The 20,659-nt window shown below is 40.9% G+C and carries 12 protein-coding genes and 1 pseudogene; 5 read left to right on the forward strand and 8 right to left on the reverse strand.

The features are described from left to right. The first annotated feature begins 129 nt into the window (after positions 1–129). From KCV26_15810 to KCV26_15820, 3 genes are all read left to right on the forward strand, one after another. A complete protein-coding gene (locus tag KCV26_15810) occupies positions 130–2,055 on the forward strand; it encodes a site-specific DNA-methyltransferase (GenBank protein WZX36729.1) in 1,926 nt (641 codons plus the stop codon). Positions 2,056–2,058: 3 nt separating this feature from the next. Then, positions 2,059–4,674: a DEAD/DEAH box helicase family protein gene (locus tag KCV26_15815; GenBank protein ID WZX36730.1), complete on the forward strand. Its 2,616-nt coding sequence runs from the start codon at positions 2,059–2,061 to the stop codon at positions 4,672–4,674. Positions 4,675–4,994: 320 nt separating this feature from the next. Beyond that, the gene (locus KCV26_15820) at positions 4,995–6,944 is read left to right on the forward strand and encodes a hypothetical protein (protein ID WZX36731.1); all 1,950 of its coding nucleotides are present in this window, start codon (positions 4,995–4,997) and stop codon (positions 6,942–6,944) included. Positions 6,945–7,047: 103 nt separating this feature from the next. Here the strand turns inward: KCV26_15820 and KCV26_15825 are convergent, their stop codons facing one another. Further along, a complete protein-coding gene (locus KCV26_15825) occupies positions 7,048–7,368 on the reverse strand; it encodes a hypothetical protein (GenBank protein WZX36732.1) in 321 nt (106 codons plus the stop codon). Between KCV26_15825 and KCV26_15830 the strand changes: the two genes are divergently transcribed. Both KCV26_15830 and tnpB read left to right on the forward strand, forming a co-directional pair. Then, on the forward strand, positions 7,352–7,729 hold the full coding sequence (locus tag KCV26_15830) for an IS66 family insertion sequence element accessory protein TnpB (GenBank protein ID WZX36733.1): 378 nt from the start codon (positions 7,352–7,354) through the stop codon (positions 7,727–7,729). The two genes, KCV26_15825 and KCV26_15830, sit on opposite strands and share 17 nt — an antisense overlap. Positions 7,730–7,733: 4 nt before the next feature. Then, positions 7,734–7,880: pseudogene (gene tnpB, locus KCV26_15835) on the forward strand (IS66 family insertion sequence element accessory protein TnpB). Between the two features lie 71 nt (positions 7,881–7,951). Here tnpB and KCV26_15840 read toward each other — a convergent pair. From KCV26_15840 to KCV26_15870, 7 genes are all read right to left on the reverse strand, one after another. Continuing rightward, on the reverse strand, positions 7,952–10,588 hold the full coding sequence (locus KCV26_15840; protein WZX36734.1) for a sodium/solute symporter: 2,637 nt from the start codon (positions 10,586–10,588) through the stop codon (positions 7,952–7,954). 56 nt (positions 10,589–10,644) lie between these two features. Further along, positions 10,645–12,285, reverse strand: a complete 1,641-nt coding sequence (locus tag KCV26_15845) for an exo-alpha-sialidase (GenBank protein ID WZX36735.1) — start codon at positions 12,283–12,285, stop codon at positions 10,645–10,647. 21 nt (positions 12,286–12,306) lie between these two features. After that, positions 12,307–13,242, reverse strand: coding sequence for a dihydrodipicolinate synthase family protein (locus tag KCV26_15850; protein WZX36736.1), 936 nt, complete (start codon positions 13,240–13,242; stop codon positions 12,307–12,309). Then, a complete protein-coding gene (locus KCV26_15855; GenBank protein WZX36737.1) occupies positions 13,239–14,396 on the reverse strand; it encodes an exo-alpha-sialidase in 1,158 nt (385 codons plus the stop codon). Before KCV26_15855 ends, KCV26_15850 begins: the two co-directional genes overlap by 4 nt. A gap of 80 nt (positions 14,397–14,476) precedes the next feature. Beyond that, the gene (locus tag KCV26_15860) at positions 14,477–15,934 is read right to left on the reverse strand and encodes a sulfatase (protein ID WZX36738.1); all 1,458 of its coding nucleotides are present in this window, start codon (positions 15,932–15,934) and stop codon (positions 14,477–14,479) included. A 66-nt stretch (positions 15,935–16,000) separates the two neighbouring features. Continuing rightward, complete coding sequence (locus KCV26_15865) at positions 16,001–17,428, reverse strand: RagB/SusD family nutrient uptake outer membrane protein (GenBank protein ID WZX38417.1); 1,428 nt, start codon at positions 17,426–17,428, stop codon at positions 16,001–16,003. 50 nt (positions 17,429–17,478) lie between these two features. Beyond that, on the reverse strand, positions 17,479–20,643 hold the full coding sequence (locus tag KCV26_15870) for a TonB-dependent receptor (protein WZX36739.1): 3,165 nt from the start codon (positions 20,641–20,643) through the stop codon (positions 17,479–17,481). Positions 20,644–20,659 lie beyond the last annotated feature (16 nt).

A 20,659-nucleotide genomic window follows, 5' to 3' on the forward strand; every position in this document is an offset into this window, starting at 1 on the left:
CATGCTCCCAAGCCCATCCACCACCCGACTTTGGGATAACGGACAGTTTGAAGGGCTTTTTTGACAATTACAGAGCGTAAAAAATTAACTTCACCAACAATAAAAACGAATTGAAATAGATATTTATAGATGCCAACATTACACTGGATAGGAAAAGATAAAGTTATCAATCATCACATGGATGTTCCGTTTAAAGTTTTGGAACACTCCTACGGTTTTGACAACGGAACGCAGACAGACCAAGAAACCAACAGCGGAAACAAAATTATACATGGCGACAACCTTGAAGCCCTAAAAGCCCTTTTGCCTGAATACGAAGGACAAATTGACTGCATTTACATAGACCCTCCATACAATACAGGAAACGAAGGTTGGGTATATAACGACAACGTGAACGACCCGAAAATTAAAAAGTGGCTAGGACAAGTTGTTGGTAAAGAAAGCGAAGACCTTAGCAGACATGACAAATGGCTTTGCATGATGTATCCGAGAATAAAATTATTACACAAGTTACTTTCTGATGATGGGGCAATTTTTATTTCAATTGATGATAATGAATACTCTAACTTAAAACTTTTATGTGATGACATTTTCGGTTATCCTAATTGCATTGGACCGATAATTCAAAATAAAATGAATGCAAAAAACGATACTGTTAATGTTCAGAAAAATCATGAGTTCATTGTCCTATACAGAAAAAAAGGAACTGTTACGGAAGGAACTAAAGTAAATCCATCAATAATTAATAAGCAATGGATTACAAAAGAAGTGTTTGAAGAAGACGGTGAATACTATTATGTAAATGACTCTATCACAACAAGGGGCGAAGGTGGTATTCTTAATGCACGGACTAATCTTGGATATACAGTTTATTATAATCCAGAGACGAAAGAAAAAATTGCGATTCAAGATTATGATGTTGAATTAGCAAAGACTTCAAACAATGAAGACGAATTATATACAACGGATGAAAACTTAGTTTCTCTTGGTTACATTCCAATCAGACCTCCAAAAGTTCGTGGTAAATTAGGTTGTTGGACTTGGTCACTTGACAAATTCAATGACCAACAGAAAGAAATAATAATAACTGGCAAGAAAGGCTCATACGCTGTTAAGAAAAGAACTTTTGTAGAAAAGTCAGATGTGTTTGGAGAAGAAGGTAAATTCTTTATTCAAATGATTTCATTTGGCAATTCTAGAAGCATTATTAACTTTTCAACAAATGACGGCACAAATGAATTAAATAATATAATGGGCGAATCAAACATATTTGATAACCCTAAAAACATAAATATGCTTGAATACTTGATTAGTTTGATTCCTAATCAAAATGCTATCGTTCTTGATTCATTTGCTGGTTCAGGAAGCACAGCACAAGCAGTTTTGTCACTCAACAAAAAAGACAAAGGCAATAGAAAATTCATTTGCATTGAAATGATGGATTATGCGGAAACAATTACCGCTGAAAGAACCAGAAGAGTTATTAGCGGCTACAATTATTCGGGCAACAAAAAAGAAGTAGTATCAACTTTTCCAATCAACATTACTACTCTTAAAAAAGCAGATAAAATTGTTAATCAATACAATGAGCTAAAACAAGAAAGCAAATTCAAAGACGTAAAAATCGAATCATCTGGAAATGAAATATTGATAACAGGTGTAACAGAAATTATTGATAAAGTAGAGCCATTAGGCGGAAGCTTTGATTTTTACGAGTTGGGGCAACCCATGTTTTTGAAAGATGGCAATTTGAATGAATTGGTAGGTGTTGAGAGAATTCGCCAATATGTTTATTACACCGAAACTAAAACGCCACTTACATCAAGCAAACACAAAGACAATAAACATTTCTTGGGCAAACATAATGATACAGCGTATTACTTCCACTACGAGCTAGACGAAGTAACTACGTTAGACCATACTTTTTTAGCAACCATGAAAACCAAAGCCGAGCAGTATGTAATTTATGCCGACAACTGTTTGCTAACAAAGGATTTCATGACGAAGCACAATATCATTTTCAAGAAAATACCAAGAGATATAACAAGATTTTAAGCAATGGAATTAAAACCATATCAACAACAAGTAATCAACGACCTTGCACTGTTTTTGGAAAACATACAGGAAACCAAAGACGTGAAAGACGCTTTTTATAATTTTTGGGCAAAGCACCCAAGAACGCCTTTGTTTCCGTTTTCAGGCACAGCCATTGAACCCTACAAAAACAATGCTCCCCGTGTTCCGCACATTTGCGTAAAAGTGCCAACGGCAGGCGGGAAAACCTTTATTGCCTGCAACGCCATTAAAACCATTTTTAATGCCTTTGCTTACGACAAACTCAAAGCAGTAGTTTGGTTGGTTCCGTCCATTACCATTTTAGACCAAACCATTAAAAACTTAAAAGACACTAATCACCCTTACCGCCAAAAAATCAATTCTCATTTCGGAAACAAAGTAGAAGTATTTGACAAAGCAGAACTATTGCAGGGAAGCGGATTTAATGCCACTTCGGTAAAAGAGCAATTGAACATTTTTGTTTTGAGTTTTGACAGCATAAGAACTGCCAACAAAGAAGGAAGAAAAGTATTTGAGCAAAACGGTTCGTTGCAATCATTTGAAGCATTACTCGGCAAAGACGAAGAAATTTCGTTAATGAAAGTAATGCAATACTTAAACCCAATGATAGTTGTGGACGAAAGTCATAATGCTGAAACGGATTTAAGTGTAGAAATGCTTAAAGAGTTTAACCCTTGTTTCATTCTTGACTTAACCGCCACGCCACGCAAAAACAGTAATATTATCAGTTTCATTGATACCTTGGAGCTGAAAAAGGAAAACATGGTAAAACTTCCTGTTATTGTTTACAATCATCAGGACAAAACAGAAGTAATCAATTCAGCTTTACAACTACAAAAACGCTTGGAACTACAAGCCATTGAAGAAGAAAAGAAAGGCGGTAAATACATTCGTCCCATTGTGTTGTTTCAAGCACAGCCGAGAAACGGCAAAGATTTTTTAAACGAAGAAGAAGAAAAATCAAACGTTCAGAAACTGAAAGAAAAACTAATTGAGTCGAAAATTCCTGCCGAACAAATAAAAATTAAAACGGCAAACATCAACGAAATAAAAGGCATTGACTTGATGAGCAAAGACTGTGAAGTTCGATACATCATTACCATAAACGCACTGAAAGAAGGTTGGGACTGTCCATTTGCTTACATCTTGGCATCATTGGCAGACAAGAGTTCAGCAGTTGATGTTGAACAAATTTTGGGTAGAGTTTTACGCCAACCGTATGTGATGAAACATAATTTTCCGCTACTCAATTTGAGTTATGTTTTAACGGCTTCATCAAAATTCCTTGACACATTGGACAACATTGTAAAAGGTTTGAACAAAGCAGGTTTTAGCGATAAGGATTATAAATTGGCTGACCCTGCCATGTTGGAAGAAGCCAAAAAGCAAGACCCTTTACAACAACTTACTGTTTTTCCAACAATCGAAACACCAACAGAAGATATTACTTCAGACATTGACACAACCCAAATTTCTGCACCATCAGAAACAGAGTTGCCAAATACAACCGTTTCTGAAATTGAAAAAACTGCCATTGAACAAAATGATGCATTTGAAAAAACGGTTTCAGAAATGGAAGCCAACCATACAACGGCATTACCAAATGAAATACAACAACTTGTGAAAACATACAGTATTAAAGACATTTTTAGAGAACAGGCAGAGCAAATCAATTTGCCACAGTTTTATTTAAAAGTTCCTTCTAACGATTTGTTTGGCAAGAAAGAAGAAGAATTGCCTTTAGAAAAAGAAAACCTCTTAGAAGGTTTTGCATTGAGCAAAGCCGACACAAATATTGCGTTTGACAGCATTACTTCTGAACTCTACAAAGTTGACTTGGATGAAACCAAAAAAGAACATACACCAACATTTGTAAGGCTTGACGGAGAAGTGAAAGAAAGTGTAATGACTTACATTCTCGACCCTTCACGCAAAGACAGCAGAGTAAAGAATTTCACTAAACGACTGATGGACTTAATCGGAAATATGTTTCCAATTCCTGACAAGGAAATTGAAAAATACATCAACCGAATTTTAGAAGATTTCAAAGACGAGCAATTTAGCGACTTGGCAGCTAACGAATACACTTACAAAGACAAAATCAAATTCAAAATAATTACACTTTCAGAACAGTTTGCGGAGAAGAAATTCAAAGACTTTTTAGACACTGACAAAGTGTTTATCAAACCATCGTTTACCTTACCAAAAAATATTTCGCCAGGCGACACAGCAAAAGACATAACAAAATCGCTTTACGAGAAAGAAGGAAGCATGAACGGTTTTGAAGAACGTGTAATCAATGAAATTGGCAACATGATAAACATTGCTTTCTGGACAAGGAACATAGAACGTAAAGGATTTAGAATTAACGGCTTTGTAAATCATTATCCCGACTTCATCATTCAGACAAAAAGCGGAAAGACAATTTTATTAGAAACCAAAGGCGACCATTTGGACGCAGAACAAAAAATAAGACTTGGCGGACTTTGGGCAAGTAAAGCAGGTAATAATTATCGTTACTTCATGGTTTACGAAAGACGAACAGTTGACGGAGCATATAAATTGGAAGACTTTTTAAACATCATAAAAAATATATAGCCCACGCATTTGATGGCACATTTGCAAAACCGCACAAGCCCACGCTAAAGCCAAGTTATGCAAAAGAGCCACTAAGCCAACACACAAAAGACACTGCAACATGGACAGACAACAACACGATTGAAAAGAAGCACGAACTGGTAACATGGGTTTTGCGTCAGGCGGGGTGACGTGCAAACTTATAGAAGATTTGTGTTTCTAATGAACTTTTGTAATAAATTGAAACTTTGTGTTACGAAAACCCGCCCGAACGCAAAGCCCGAAAACGTTGTAAGCAAGCCGAGAAAAACCCTACACGATAGCTAAATAATATACTGATTATGAATGACACTGAAACAAACTCAACAAGACTATCAGCATTTTGCTTTTTAGCCTCTCTGACTGAAACTGGAAGGGATTTGTATAACGATGTATATGTTCCTATATGTAAAAGAGCATTATCGTATCATTGTGCTCATAAGAGCAAAAGTGGATTATATTCTGATTTACAAAGTACAATAATTGAACTTTATGGCATTAATGTTCCAGAGTCAATTATTTCTCTTTTGCTGAAAAGAATTCAGAAATCATTTTCAGCAAAGGAACAAGACAAATATTTACTGATTTTGTCTGAAAAAAGACCTAAATCATTTCAGTTTAATGATTTTGTATTCACAGACCATGAAGATAAATACAGAAGAAGTCAAAGAGACGCAAACCTAATAGAGAATGAGTTTAGTCGATATGCTAGTAAGAATGACCAAATCTCTTGTCCAACATTTGCAAGTTTTATAGAAAAATATCAAAAAAGATTATCGAGTTTTTTTACAGGCAATGATTTATTAAATGGTGACGATATTGAGATTTCATATTTATGCCATGCTAACTTTTTAAAAGAGATTGAACGTAATCGAAATGACTTATATAAAATCTCAGAGCAATTATACTTGGGGGCGATTGTTACAAGCTATTTCGAAAATGAAATCGACCTTGATACAAAATTTGAAAATGGTGAAACTTATTTTATAGATACTCAAATAATTTTACAAGCCCTAGACTTACAGGCAGAATATGAAACAAATCCTGCTAAAGAACTTTTGAGTATTATAACGAATACAGGGGGTAAGCTAAAAATTTTAGGGATAACATTAAGTGAACTTGGGCATCAGATTGAAAAGGCTATTTATAAATGGGATTCCAAGAATCCGAAAACGATAATAAACGATGCTTGTATTAGAAATAAAAAAGGCAAAGAATGGTTAATGATATTTAATTCTGATATCCAGAATAGAATTGAACAAGAACTTGGTGTGGTTCTTGAACTAATTCCAGCTTCGTTAAAAGAAAAATTTAAAAACTCAACTGACATAAAGGAACTTCAAAAGCAGAGATTTAAGTATAGTGCTGAACATGATGTATTAGCTTATTTGTATGTGAGACATTTGAGAGATAAGTACGTTTCTTCAGTTCAAAAAGGGAAACACTGGTTTGTTACTAATAATGGAAATCTCTTTAAATACAACAAAGAACATACAGTAACAAAAAAAATTACAGAAGTTGCTCTTCCTGATTATTTAATAGGTTTATTGTGGCTTAAAGACCCTACGAAATATTTAGATAAAGTAAAAAAAGCAGGATTAAGTTCTATTCTTTCAACTACATTCAAAGAAGAAATTCCAAGTCAGGAAATAATTTATACCTATGAAGAAAAAGTAAAGAATAATCTTAAAATAACTGATGAGCAATATCTTTATTTACATACTGCAATAGCAAAAGAATCTGCAAAAAAAATCGAAAAATATTTACTTGAGGAAGAGCCGGAAAAAGTTGAGCAGACAGCTTTAAAACTCATCAAGAAAGCAGCAGAGCAGCAAGAGCAGCAAAATAAGCAGATTTCCGAAATGGATGCTCGAATGAAAGAATTAGAAAAAGCTCTTGCTGAAAAAGAATATGAAAAGGCAAAACTTAGTGAGTCAAAACAAAAAATTGAAGAGAAACTTGCAGATGGTGATATTAAAATAAATGACAAAGATAAGGAGATAGATATTTACAAAAATGATTTATCTAAAGAAAGGCAAAAAACAAAATCAATTATTTACATTTTCTTAATCACACTATTTATTCTTTTTATTGCTTGGACTATTTTCTATTCACCTCTTAGCAATAAAATTAGGATTTATAGTGGTTCAGCAGCAGGATTAATACTTTTGGCAATTGATTTTATCGCAAAAAAAAGTGGAATTTGGTCTTTTATTAGCTTGATTATAAATACATTTAAAAAGAAAAAATAAAAACGGCCAGCATACAATCGAGTAGATAAAAGGGATTTCACATTAAACCTCTCACAGAACCGTGCGTGAAACTCTTATTTCACACGGCTCTTCTTATTCAACCTCAATAACATTTCACATTCTTGGGATATATTCCAAGCTTCCAGTGATAAAACATCGGTTCTCTTTTTGCAATACAGCCAAGCCATTTAAGAGCCAAATAAACAGGTTTTCTTTTGAAACGTTTATATTTGGCTTTTGCCCAGCGGGGTAGCATAAGATTAAAGTCGTCCATTATACCTTTCATGGAATGCATACAGTACTTCCCGTAATAATTCATCCATCCTCGTACTACTGTAAGCCCCCGATAAAATACCCATTTTAGCGTAAATGTTTTTTTTCGATCTTTGCCGGCAAACGTATTTTCTATGAAGCCTGTAAGCAAAGAAGAATTCCTGGCGATACTGGAGCGCCAACAAAAGAGCGGGTTAAGCATCAAGGATTTTTGTGCGAACGAGTCCTATACAGTCTCCAGCTTCCACTATTGGAAAACCAAGTTCGGACTCACCCGCTCCTATAACAATCATGCACCGGAGGCACCCACGAGTACGCTGGCACCGATCAGTATCAATCTTCCCGTTAAAGCCCCTGTATCCTCGCCGGCTTCATCACCACGCAGCAGTCAGGGAGAGATCAGGATCAAGCTCCCGGGAGGTATTCAGGTTAGTTTCATTGGCACTGCCCAGACAGAGCTCGCGATCAATTTACTGAATCAAATCTGCTCACGCCATGTTCTGCCTGAATGACACCATGCGCTATTTCCTGTGCCCGGGAAAGACAGACATGCGAAAAGGGATGAACTCGCTCTGTGGTGTGGTTCAAAACCTGATGGGATATGAGGTCCGCATGGGTGACGTCTTCATCTTCATCAATCGAAACCGTACAACCATGAAGCTTGGATATAACGGTTTGATTTGTGCCACTTTGAAAAGATCAAGTTATCTTGTCCCTAAAAAAGGGGTAGCATGTCATTCTTTCTGCATACCCTTCCAGGTGTACCCTTTGATCTCCTTTTTGTTGGGTAACAAAAAACTTGACAGCCAGGCAATCAGGATACTTACCGACACTCCGATAAAACCGTACAGCAAAAACGACAAGGGAGTATGCTCCTTGATAATCAGTAGCAGGAAGAGCCCTGTGATCACGCCGACAAGGGCTGCCCCTGCACCCACCCGGGGAAAGAATATTCCCAGGATAAAGAGGGCCCCCATTCCGCTGGTGAGAAGTCCCAGGAACGTGTTGAACTGGTCCCACAAAGAAGCGATGTTCCAGGTGGCCAGCATCAATGCCATACCCATTCCCAGTAATCCGCAGAGGAGGCCCGACCAGCGGGCCATTTTCAGTTGTGATGAAAAAGTACTTTTCGGGAAAATGGTCTGGTAGAAATCGGATGTGAGCACGGCGGCAGAGGAGTTGATGTTGGATGAAAGGGTTGACATGGCTGCGGCAAAAATGGCGGCAATGAGCAGTCCGGCAAACCCTACCGGCATCTCCGACACGATAAACTGCGGAAATACCGAATCGATATTGGGATTGGTAACCATCATGCTTGCGGGGTTATCTTTATAGAATGCGAAAAGGCCGGTTCCTATCAGAAAAAACAAAATGGTGACCGGAACACTTAGGATACCATTCAGCCAGATGCTGCGGGAAGTGGATTTTTCATCTTTTGTGCTCATATAACGTTGTACGATAGACTGATCGCTGGTGTAGGTGATGAGAGAGTTGGCTACCCCTCCGATTAGTACTACCCAGAATACCGGCTGTGTAAAATCAAACCGGAAATCGAACGTCCGGAATTTGTGAAACTCGATGGAAGTATGCCAGAATTCTCCCAAGCCTCCATCGATACCCATTACCATCAAAACAAATGCAGCAAGTGCTCCAAAGACAAGAATAAATCCCTGTATGACGTCTCCCCAGACAACGGCCTCCATACCGCCGCTAGTACTGTAGATAATGGTTACCAACCCCATGACTACGATAGAGAGATAAATATCGAACCCTGTCACCGCATTCAGTGCCAGTGCCGGCAAAAACAGCACAATGGCAATGCGGCTCACCATAAAGACAACAAACAGGGCAGAAGCCAGCCATCTTGTGGTGCGGTTGAAGCGTTTCTCCAGGTATTCGTAAGCAGTACCCAGCCGGAAGCGGGTAAAGAAAGGAAGAAAATAACGAATGACCACCGGGACAATGAGAATGATGCAGATATTAAAGACAAGCATACGCCAGTCGGTTGCATAAGTCTTTGCAGGTATCGACAGGAATGTAATAGCACTCAGCGTTGTGGCAAAAATACTGATTCCCGCGGCCCACCAGGGAATGCGTCCGCTCGCTTTGAAGAAATCCTCGGTATTCTCATTTCGTTTCATGAAGTAGAAGCCCATCAGCAGCATTCCTCCAAAATAGAGGATAAGCACCAGGTAGTTGATCCATCCGAAAGAGGGTTGTGAGGTATAATAAAGCTGCGTGATGAGGGGGGAACGCACTCCGGGGCGAATTTCCCCGCTGGCAATATAAACATTCTTTCCGTCGGATACATCCGATGTGACAGCCACGGGAGGATTCACGGTTTCTCCTGCTTCAAACCATGTATCGGTGATGGTATTGTAGATCAATATCTTGTTATGAAATCCCGTATGATGTATCCACAAACTATCTCTTTTAGCTGTATTGCCTTCCCGGACAGCCTTCTCTACCTGGTTAAAAATATGGCCAGTATCACCGCCGTAGAGCAGCACATGTGAACCACCCACAGCTGAGGCGGTAGCCATTGCCAAAGAAACTGAAGTGTCCTTATCGTGCTGGATATCTCCTTTTTGGGTCCACCTGTTGAGTGAAGGTCGGAAATGGTAAACAGATGCATAAAAGATTGTGGCTTCTCCGGCAGTTCTTCTGGCCCTTCCGCCAAAAGAGAAGAGAGCCACCTCTTCCCCATCCTGCTGGGAAGTAAGGGTAGCTCCCGAAATCGGTACTGGAAAATTGGGTAGTTTTTCCCATCCTTTTGTCGGATTGGAGAGGTCGAGCACCAAAAACTGGTCGGTTGAGGTGCCGTCGGCCAGTTCGCCGCCAACCAAATAAACCTTTGAGCCTATGACTGTAGCTGTGGAATTTTTTACCGGCACTGGTAGCGAGGGATATTCTGTGACAGTGATGCCGCTGCCGGAGTATGCCAGCAACCAGGATTTTCCGGTGATGCCATCCGGGGTAAGTCCACCCACACAGAGCAGTCCGCCGGGAAGCGTGGCATAGGAGCCTTCCGCCAAGGGTACAGGCAGGTCATTTCCCTGATAGACCTTGCTGAAAGATCCGTCAGGGAGTTGTTCAAAAACAAATACCTGATCCGAAAAATGTTTGATTCCATCCTGCCATGGTTTCCCTCCGGGGAAAGCGGATCCTCCAGCCATGATAAACCGGTTTTCCTGTTTACCGAAAAAAGTACCTGCCAGCCCCTCCCACAGGGTAGAATCTTCCAATGTCTCCATGGAGAAACAGTTTATCTGGTGAAGGGTATTTAGATTATCCGCTTTTAGGAAAGTGACGGATATGGATAACCACATCCATATAAGGAGATAGATACGTGAAATTTTCTTTCGGATCATGCAGTAAATTTATATGAAGTTTGTGGTGAATAAAAAATTGTAAGTCTTCGAACGCATCATGGTTGTATCTCTTTAAGAGAAACCGTCTGGAAGACCATGTCAGCCTGGCTGCTCTCATACAGAATGCCAAGGGTGGAGTCGTTCACCGATGTGATGCAGGAATAGCCACGTCCGCTGTATTCATCAAGCAGGATCTGTTTCTCTTCGGGCCAGGTATTGCCACCGTCGTAACTCACTTTCAGGGTGATGTTATTCCGTTTTGAGGTAGATGCCGGATTGACAAACAGTAGCAACGATTTTTTCACACCATCCTCCATATAACGATGTGCATGGAGACTAGCCATGCAGGTGGGTTCTATAAGAGCTTTCCGGGAGGTGGGGTGTTCTTTCCAAGTCTCGCCCAGATCACTGGTAACAAACACCGATCGGCCGTTCACCTCCTCATTGCCCCTGTTGCGGTTATCCCGCATATTCAGCATCAGTGATCCGTCTTGGAGTTCAACCACGGCACACTCTGTCGTATTTTTGGTTGCCGGGTTACTTGTTTTCCATGTCTTTCCTCCATCTTTGCTCCAGGTAATGTTAGAGAATGAGATGCCATTTTCATCCCTACCTTGTGATGGAAAAACCAACGTGCCGTCAGTCATGGTGATTCCCTGTCCGGGTGCCGGCGCAAAGAGCCACCACTCCTTCTTTTTTGCGGAGGTGATGTTGATTGGTTCGCTCCAGGTGAGGCCATCGTCGCTGCTTTTCGTAATCAGGAACTGGGAGGTTTCCTTCACACCAAAGCCGGGCTGAGAACCTTTCGCACGCCATTGGTGTAGCCACCGTGTGCTGTCGGCAGTCAAACCCTCAACCCATTTCCCTGTCTCCGCATCCAACAATCCGTGCATCCACAGGCCGGCTACATAAATGTCTCCTGTTCGATCATCCACCAGGATACAGGCATCGCTCACCCCGTTATATTTCTCCGGCATGCCACCCCACTCCTTCCTATCGAGTACTACCTGCATGGGTTCCCAAGTGCGTCCGCCATCGAAGCTCCGGTTCAAGGCAATGTCCATATGACCCTGCAGGTCGCGCGCACTTTCGTAGCGTGCATCGTAAATTGCCATCAACGTGCCATTTTTAGAGGTAGCCAACCCGGGGATGCGTGAGGTGTGTACACCATCCTGTCCATGTTGCCGAAGGGCCACACCGGCTCTCAGTCCCTTTGCATCATGCGGTAAAATTTTCAGTTTTCCCCGGTCGGTGACTATTTCTTCGCACCGTATTTTTATTTTGTGTGACAGATCGATACTTTTTTTCAGGGTAACTGAAACCCAGAGGATAGTAGTATCTTCTGTTACGGTGAAGTGATTGGAAAAAGTAATCTTCGTTGCAGTAGGCTGCACCTCGCCGACAGGATGATCTGTTTCTAATTTATCGTTCTCTCCTGCCCTGAACAGCATTACCTTGTCGATGTCACTTATATCGGTCGTTCCTTCCAGTGAGAGCGTCACTTTCTCAAGAATATATTCTTCCCGGTTTAAGCCGGTACTATCGCGGATCAACCTGATTTTCTGTACCGGGTTGTACTTTTTTCCAGTCAGAACGGGAAGAGTGGGCGAATCTATTTCGGCGCTTACTCGATTGTTATATCCGCATGAGATGGTCAGCATGACCAGAGAAAGTAAAAACAGTAATTTTCTTTGCATGATAAAAAGATATGTGTGTTGTTATTCAAAAAATTCGGGGATGATATTCACAGCTTTTTTCCGAACATCACCGGCCAAATCTTCCGGAATAGACTTATAGGGCCACCTCAAGCTGGCACCTACGTCGGCCCATCCGCCTACCAAAGCCATAAAACGATCGCAGGCATGATTGGAAAAGTGATGTTGCGTAATAAACGGCTCTATCAGGGTTTTCATAAAATGTTTGATCCGTTGTTCCAACTCCAGCGCCTGACTCATGTCGGTTCGCACTAGTTGATACCATTTCTGGGCAGCCCGTGGGTTCAGACAAGAGACGTTGGAATAGGCTCCCTGTGCACCCAGGCTGATGCCGGTCGCTAGATTATGACCCGGTATAAACACGGAAATGCCATCCCTGTTGTCTTTTACCCTTTTGTACCATTCCACGTCGGAATTTCTGTCAAACACCTTCACACCCACCAAAGCCGGTATTCCCTTTTTTAAAACCTGCCACTCTTCGGGCTGTAATTGTTTCTTCGCGTGTGGCGGGTTATACAGGACAAGATTGATCTCGCCGGCTTCCGCTGCAATTTTTTTCAGAAATATCGCGCATTCTTCCAAAGTGGGGGGAAACCAATCGGGAAGAATAACCTGTACCGCTCCCGGCTTTAAATGTGTAATCATTTTCAACCGGTGCAGCGATATCTGCGGACTCATGTGACTGATTCCTATTTGAAAAGGGATACCTCCCTTTTCACACTTCACAGCCAGTAGTTCACTAATCCGAAGAAACTCGTCATCGGTCTGTGAATAGAATTCACCGGCAGTCCCGTTTGAATAAATTCCGTTGGGTTGTGAATCGATTAAAACGTCAATCTCATCATTCATTCGGGAAAAGTCAATCTCTCCGTTTTTGTCAGTTGCCAAGAGCAGCGTTGCCCAATTGCCGTATATTTCATCTGAAGAAAGTGGCTTCATGGTACGATGGTTCCCGTAAGAAAAATCTCATTCCAGTCAAAGGAGACAAAGATCATTTTTTCGTACGGTCTTTTTTCTCCGGCTTCAAAAAAAAGGCCCACTCTTCCATTCGGTAACCTGGTAATGCAGGAGTATGCAGCCGGCCCCTCATACACCAGCTTACTGTTGCTCCAACTCCGGCAGTCGTCCAGGCTAACTTTAAGCGTCAGATGATCTCTTCCGTGAGGCACGGCAGGATTGAGAAAGAGATGCACCCCTTGTCCGTCCACCTCACCAAAATTCAATACGGCCGCCTGGCATAACGACTCCACCAGCTGAAAGTCGTGTTCAATATCCGACCAGCTTTGCCCACCATCCGTGCTATAACTGATTGCCCTTGCCTGTTTATTATTGTAGGACCGCATGTTCATCAGCAAGGTACCGTCGGATAATTCAGTCACCTGACTTTCGTTGCACCCAGGCTTGATGGATTCGCTTATCTGCCACGATTTTCCATGATCGTCAGAATAGATCACATGGGCCCCATAGCCATAGGGGCCTCCTGCCAGGTTTCCTTGAGGATCATCGTAACTATGATTCGCCGGAATAACCAGCCTGCCTTTGTAAGCGCCCTTCTTCACTTGTATCCCTATTCCGGGGCCGGTAGCATACCACCCCCATGAAGGGTCTCGGCATGTTTCTTCCAGACTCGCTGGCTTCGACCACGTTTTGCCATCGTCATCGGAATAACAGACATAGGGTAATCTAGAAGACAACGACGTTTTATTGATGATGTCACTTTCCTTGTCTTTCCCATTATTCCAGCTCATAAACAACCAGATTCGCCCGGTTTCCTCATCGACCACAGGACAAGGATTCCCACAGGTGTTTTTTGCATCGTCCCATACAACCTGTTCATTGCTCCAGGTCATCCCATTATCTTCCGAACGTTTTAACAATAAATTGATATCTCCGGTATCACCTGACTCACGTCCCTCGCAAAAAGCGAGCAGTGTTCCTTCGTTGGTAACAACCAGCGCCGGTATCCTGTAATTGTTATATTCACCCATCCCCTGTTCCCACAAGACGGTTTGATCAATATCTTCCTTTTCCTTCAAAGAAAGGAACGGTAAGACAAGCAGGATACTCGATATTAAAAGTAAATTTTTCCTCATATCATATAGATTAAAAAGAACCATTTGTTGTATTGTTATTCTTTAACTGATGTTTGATTTCACAAACAGCATACATTCTCCTATTTTCTAATCCTGTTAACAATATCGGAAAATTGATTCATTAATGCTTCATTTTTTATATCAGATGCTATATTTTCTTTTTCTGACAAAGCATCATCCATCCGATACAATTCTCGGGCGAACACCGACATGTTTTTTGTATTTCGCCATTCTATGTAACGATATTTTTCCGTTCTCAATGAATATCCCATTGAATCTGGTGATCTCGAATTGATGGCGTCCTGATAAGGTCTTACAATCTGACTTAGTGCATAACTTTTCACTTTTGAGGACTTTCCTTTAAGGATCGGCAAAAGAGAAATTCCGTCGTGAGATGATTTCATTTCTCCATGAGTCAAATCAATTAGGGTTGGATAAATATCGATTAACTCGACCATTGATCGGTTAATTGCTCCCTGTTCAATTCCCTTACCACAGAATATTAGTGGAATATTTACCGAAGCTTCATAATTTGTTGTTTTTCCCCATAATCCGAAATCTCCAAGATGAAAACCATTGTCGGAATAAAGAACGATGATCGTATTATCATAGCGACCCAGTCGCTTTAATTCTGCAATCAACTTACCTATTTGTGCATCTATATAGCTTACGCTTGCAAAGTATCCATGCAAGAGCTCCAGCTGCTTCTCTTCCCGGATAACTCCTAATTCTCCAATATCTTCATACCCTCTTAACTCGTTGGAATTATGAAATGCAAAATCTGGTGCTCTTGCGGGTCTTCTCGGATTTTTTAATTCTTTTTTGAACATTTCACGCTCATAGAGATCCCAATATTTTTTAGGCGCCGAGAAAGGAAGATGGGGACGCCTGAAACCCACTGCAAGAAAAAAAGTTGAATCTGTCAGTTGATTTAGTAATTCAATTGCTGCCTGACATACTTTCCCATCAATATATGCCGTATCCTGTACATTTGCATTCTCCGTAGTTGTTGCTTTTGACCTTTTGGGCATATAATTTTCAGGTAATACATACTTATGTCCTCTTCCGTCACGCGTAACACTCAGTACGGAAGGATTCGACCATGATACAGGATCCTGATGATATGCCCCATCATGATATATCTTTCCTACTGCACGTGTTGCGTAGCCTTTTTCTTTATAGAACTGAGGCAATGTGACTACATTCGGTTTTTCTTCACGAAAATGAGGTTTTAGCGTCCATACCTTAATTTCATCCGGTCGCATTCCCGTCATCAATGAAGCTCTGGAAGGATTACTGAGTCCCACCTGACAGTAGGCATTCATAAATAAAATTCCCTGATTTGCTAGCGTGTCGATATTGGGTGTAAGAGCCGTTGAGTTCCCATAGCAACCTAATACCGGAAGCATATCATCTATCGCAATAAATAATACATTGGGTATTTGTCCTTTTACTTCATCTCTATTACTACATGATAAAAAAAGCAGATGAAAGAACAATCCAAATTTCAGGTTACAGATGGACGAATTGATATTCACTCTTTTATGGTTATTTTAAATAAGAGGGAGACTCATGAAATTAGAGAGTCTCCTTCTTATTATTTTCTATTTATCATAACCCGGGGTCTGGTTGAGATTGGGATTTCGATTGATAGATGCTTGTGCTACAGGCCACAACAAGATGTTTTGTTCATTTTCACGACCTACAAGGAACGGATTTTTTTCAAAAACTACATCAAAACGGATATAATCCCACCAAAGCTTTCCTTCTGCTGCAAATTCTTTCATTCGCTCCTTCAGTATTAATGCATCAATTTCGGAAGCTGTAAGCGTATTCGAATAAAAACTATCGACTCCATAGGCACGTTTGGCAATTTTGTTGAGAGCAGTCACAGCTCCGTTACGGTCGTTTTTTGCATTTTTAATTTCTGCATCAAACAGTACAGCATCTGCATAACGATATACGATCACGTCCGAATCGAAAATACGAGTACCGCTTACCCAGGATCCAGCATACTTGTTTATCCATTGGAAAGTACCATTTTTCTTATCATCAAAGAACGTCTGGAAACTTACAATGGTTCGTCGGTCATTTTCATACTCTGAAAGCAATGCTTTGTAATCGGCCGTATAAAAACACCATTGTTGATGACTTCCCACTTTCACAGGATTTTCAATATATTCTGGGGAAATATACTGGGAGGGCACCAGCCAGTCATTCGTGGCACCACTTGTGTGTTCATCCTGAAGATAACTCCAGGCAAAGATAACCTCCGGTCCCCCTTCATTCTTAAAAATGGAAGAATAATCAGTTACTAAGCTGTAATTGCCGTTTCCCAGTACTGCAGCAACAGCCGTTGCAGCATTGTTGAGTGCCGCATCGCCTCCGTTACGTACCTTAAACATCCAAAGATTATAATCAGCTTTTAACATGTTTATAGAGGCCTGTGAAGCTAATTTACGGTCGGTTACAGAGGCGGGCATATGAATAAGCGCAGCATTAATATCATCACCAACTTGCTTAAACACCAAATCTGCCGCATCGCGACCGGGGAACAATCCTTCCTGTTTATCTGACTCAAAACCTTCCAGCAATACCGGAGCATCTCCCCAAATTCGGCCTATCCAGTAATAACAGAATGCACGCACGAAATAAGCATTGGCCAATACCTTATTTTTTGTTTCTTCACTGACAAATTCTATTTCTGGTGTATATTTCAGGATCAGATTAGCCTGATTGATCGTCGTATATAAATCAGTCCAATTGGCATAACCATGGTTGGTGGGAATCTGATTCTGATAAATCTGATCTCGTGCCGTCTGACCAGCAAGTCCGTCGGCCCACAATCCTGTTCGATACTCTCCCCAGTACATGTAGCCTTGCTCAAATGTAGATCTGAATCTGTTATATAGCCCATATATAGCCGAAGTAGCATCTCCTTCATCCTGCCACATAGAGTTGGCAGATACCTCACTCTTTTGTACGATGTCCAGATCACCGTGACATGCTGTCAATAACGTAAAAAAGGACATTAAGCATATGATGATTTTACTTTTCATGATTCTCATTTTTGTAGTGTGATTTAGAATGTAACTTTTACTCCGATAGAATATTTACGAATAGGAGGATAATTGTAATAACCAGCATTATATGTGGTGGATGCACCTACTTCAGGTGAAACGCCTTCCACTGCGGTGAAATAATGCAGATTATTACCAGCTAAGGTAATGGCCAGATTTTGCATACCCAGTTTACCTAATTTTGAAGAAGGTACATTGTATTGCAGGCTAATTTCACGAATACAAAGGTAATCACCTTTATAGTTGAAGATGTTGGATGTACGACTAAAATTGGCATTTCCGTCATCCGGATCATTGGCTGTAAAACGAGCATATTTTGTTTTATCACCGGGAGCTTTCCATGTTTGTTTTACCTTATCAATCAATGTGTAATTATTGGCAAAGGTGTTCATAAAATATCGCATTTCAGAATTGTTATTGATTGAGTGTCCCAATGCCCAATCAACAAAAACATTTAGAGATATATTTCTGAATGTAAGATTGTTATTTAAACCTCCTGTAGAGTGTGGAACAGTGTACCCCAGAAAAAACTGATCTTGACTGTCAATGTAATCTTTATCGTTTCGGGTCTGACTACCTGGCCTGTTCTTCCATTCATAGTCTCCGATATGCTTTCTTCCGGCAATTTTCTTCCCGTCTGAAGGGAGATAGCCTTTTGCCGAATTATCATACATCGCTGTTTTGGCTTGTTCTTCCGTTTCAATGATATAGTCTACCATATATCCATAATAACGGTAAAGCGACTCACCTTCAGCAGTTCCACCGAAAGCCGTTCCGTCGGCTAGGGTGATACCCCCGATACGATTCTTGTCTCGTCCGTTATCTGGCAATTTAAGCACCTTGTTTTTTACAAAACTCCAGGTGAATTTCGAAGTCCATTCAAAATCTTTTGTACGAATATTGGTCGAACCAATCTCCAGGTCGAATCCATAAAATTTTACTTCTCCAATATTTGTTTGTACAGAAGAAAAACCGGTGGTATTTGGCAACTCTTTGCTAAAAAGTAGGTTTTCTGTGATTTTATCGAAATAATCTGCTGAGACTGTGAATCGATTCTTGAAAAGTGACAGATCGAATCCCAGGTCGAGTTGCGTAGAGGTCTCCCAGGTCAGATCCATATTTGGCATAGTAGAAGCTACAATACCCGCAAATCCATCATATCTTGCATTGGTGGAATACCTTCCGTACGCATCGTACAGACCAATTGCATTGTTCCCTGTTTGGCCGTAACTAACTCTGATTTTCAAGTTATCAAGATTTTTTATTCCCTGCATAAAGGGTTCATCCGAGATAATCCATCCGGCTGATGCTCCTGGAAAGAATCCCCACTGTTTTCCTTTTGCAAAACGTGAGGAAGCATCCTCCCGAAATGTTGCAGAAAGCAGATATTTTTTTTGAAAATCATATGTCAAACGACCGAAATAACCAATCGTCACATCCTGAGTAAAATTGCTGGTGGCATCCTTCTTATTGGGGCCTGCGGTCAGTGTAGGCACCTTATCGGAACTAGCCCCATCAACGGAAGCCCCCAGGGATTGGTTACTGTCCTTCTGATAAGAGTGCCCTCCCATTATAGATAATGAATGATCGTCTAACCCCTTAATATAGGTTGCATAGATCTCCAGTTTGTCTCGTTTAAGCTCGCCAAAGGATGAACTGGCTGGACGGAGTCCGTTAAATTCATTGGCTCTCTGAAAGCTGTTGCTTTGGTAATGATGGTTGTAGGTTGATAATTGCGATTCAATTTTCAGATCATCAAAAATGCGGTAAGTAAGTTTACCAAAAGCTGACAATCTTTTATCTTCTCGGCTTTGATCATTATAATAGGCATACCAGAGTGGATTGGGTGAGGTGGCATTGTATCCTTTGGTGGGGGTTCCATCATCATTGTACTTTTTCTGAGTGGGTGGTGTCGCCAAACCCCTTGAAATGACATTCATCTGATTAGGGTACTCCTGTGAATTAGCTCTGGAGTAGTCGAATCCCGCGACAAGTGACAAATGTTTATTGATATTTACATCGATGTTACTGCGTAAATTCAATCGGTCGAACCCAGTGGCTATGGCAACACCGGCGTCGTCGGTATAGCCAAGGCTGACATTGTAACGAATCCCTTCATTTCCCCCATCAAGTCCGACATAATAATTTTGCCAAACTGCCTGCTTGTAGATTTCATCCTGAAAGTTGTTATCCTGAAATATCAGCGTTTTTGTCGGATCAATTGGATCGGGCATGGAATAATAACCTGCCGGGATAGTCTCTCCTTCTCCCAGATAACGAGTAGAATAGATGGAGGTAGCTGTATTGCCGGAACTGGCGGAATAACCATCCATTGAATTATACTTTGCATTGGGACCTGCAGCTACTGCCGGACGAACAATACTCAGATAATCCCTGGCGTTCATGAACTTATAGAGTGTCCCTGCTTCCTGCAATGCCATGTTTGCTTCGAAAGTGATGTTCGGAGCTTTGCCAACAGATCCTTTTTTCGTTGTAATCAAAACAACCCCATTGGAAGCTCTTGAACCGTATATAGCTGTGGATGAGGCATCTTTAAGAACTTCTATTGATTCAATATCGTTCGGATTTATCCCACTAAACGCTCTCTCAACTCCATCTACCAGGATGAGTGGTTCATTACTCTTGTTGATGGAGGAACCGCCGCGAATCCGAATGGTTGCATCTTCACCTGGCGTATTGTTGTTTGAATAAATACGTGTTCCGGAAATTTTCCCTTTCAATCCTTCTCCTACCGTGTTTACCGGTACATTTTGTAATACCTCTCCACCCACTTTGGTAATGGCAGACGTGATGGTACGGCGTGACTGGGTTCCATATCCCACGACCACCACTTCATCAAGACCTACTGTCGATGTGTTTAAAACAACATTGATGACCGGTGAGCTTGTCACTCTCACTTCCAATGTTTGATAACCCACATATGAAAAAATCAGTGTTGAACCGGAAGTAACGGCCAACGCATAATTCCCGTCAATATCAGAGACAGTACCATGTGTGGTTCCTTTCACAACCACAGAAACACCAGGTAAAGTTTCACCTTCGTTATCGCGCACTTCACCTTTAACCATTATCTCCTGTGCCTGGAGAAAAGCAACTGAAAAGATTATACCAGTTAATAAGGCCAAAAATCGATAAATTTTTCTCATCTTTGTATAGATTTTA

Source organism: Petrimonas sulfuriphila, from assembly GCA_038561985.1.
In the GTDB taxonomy this organism is placed as follows: Bacteria; Bacteroidota; Bacteroidia; order Bacteroidales; family Dysgonomonadaceae; genus Petrimonas; species Petrimonas sulfuriphila.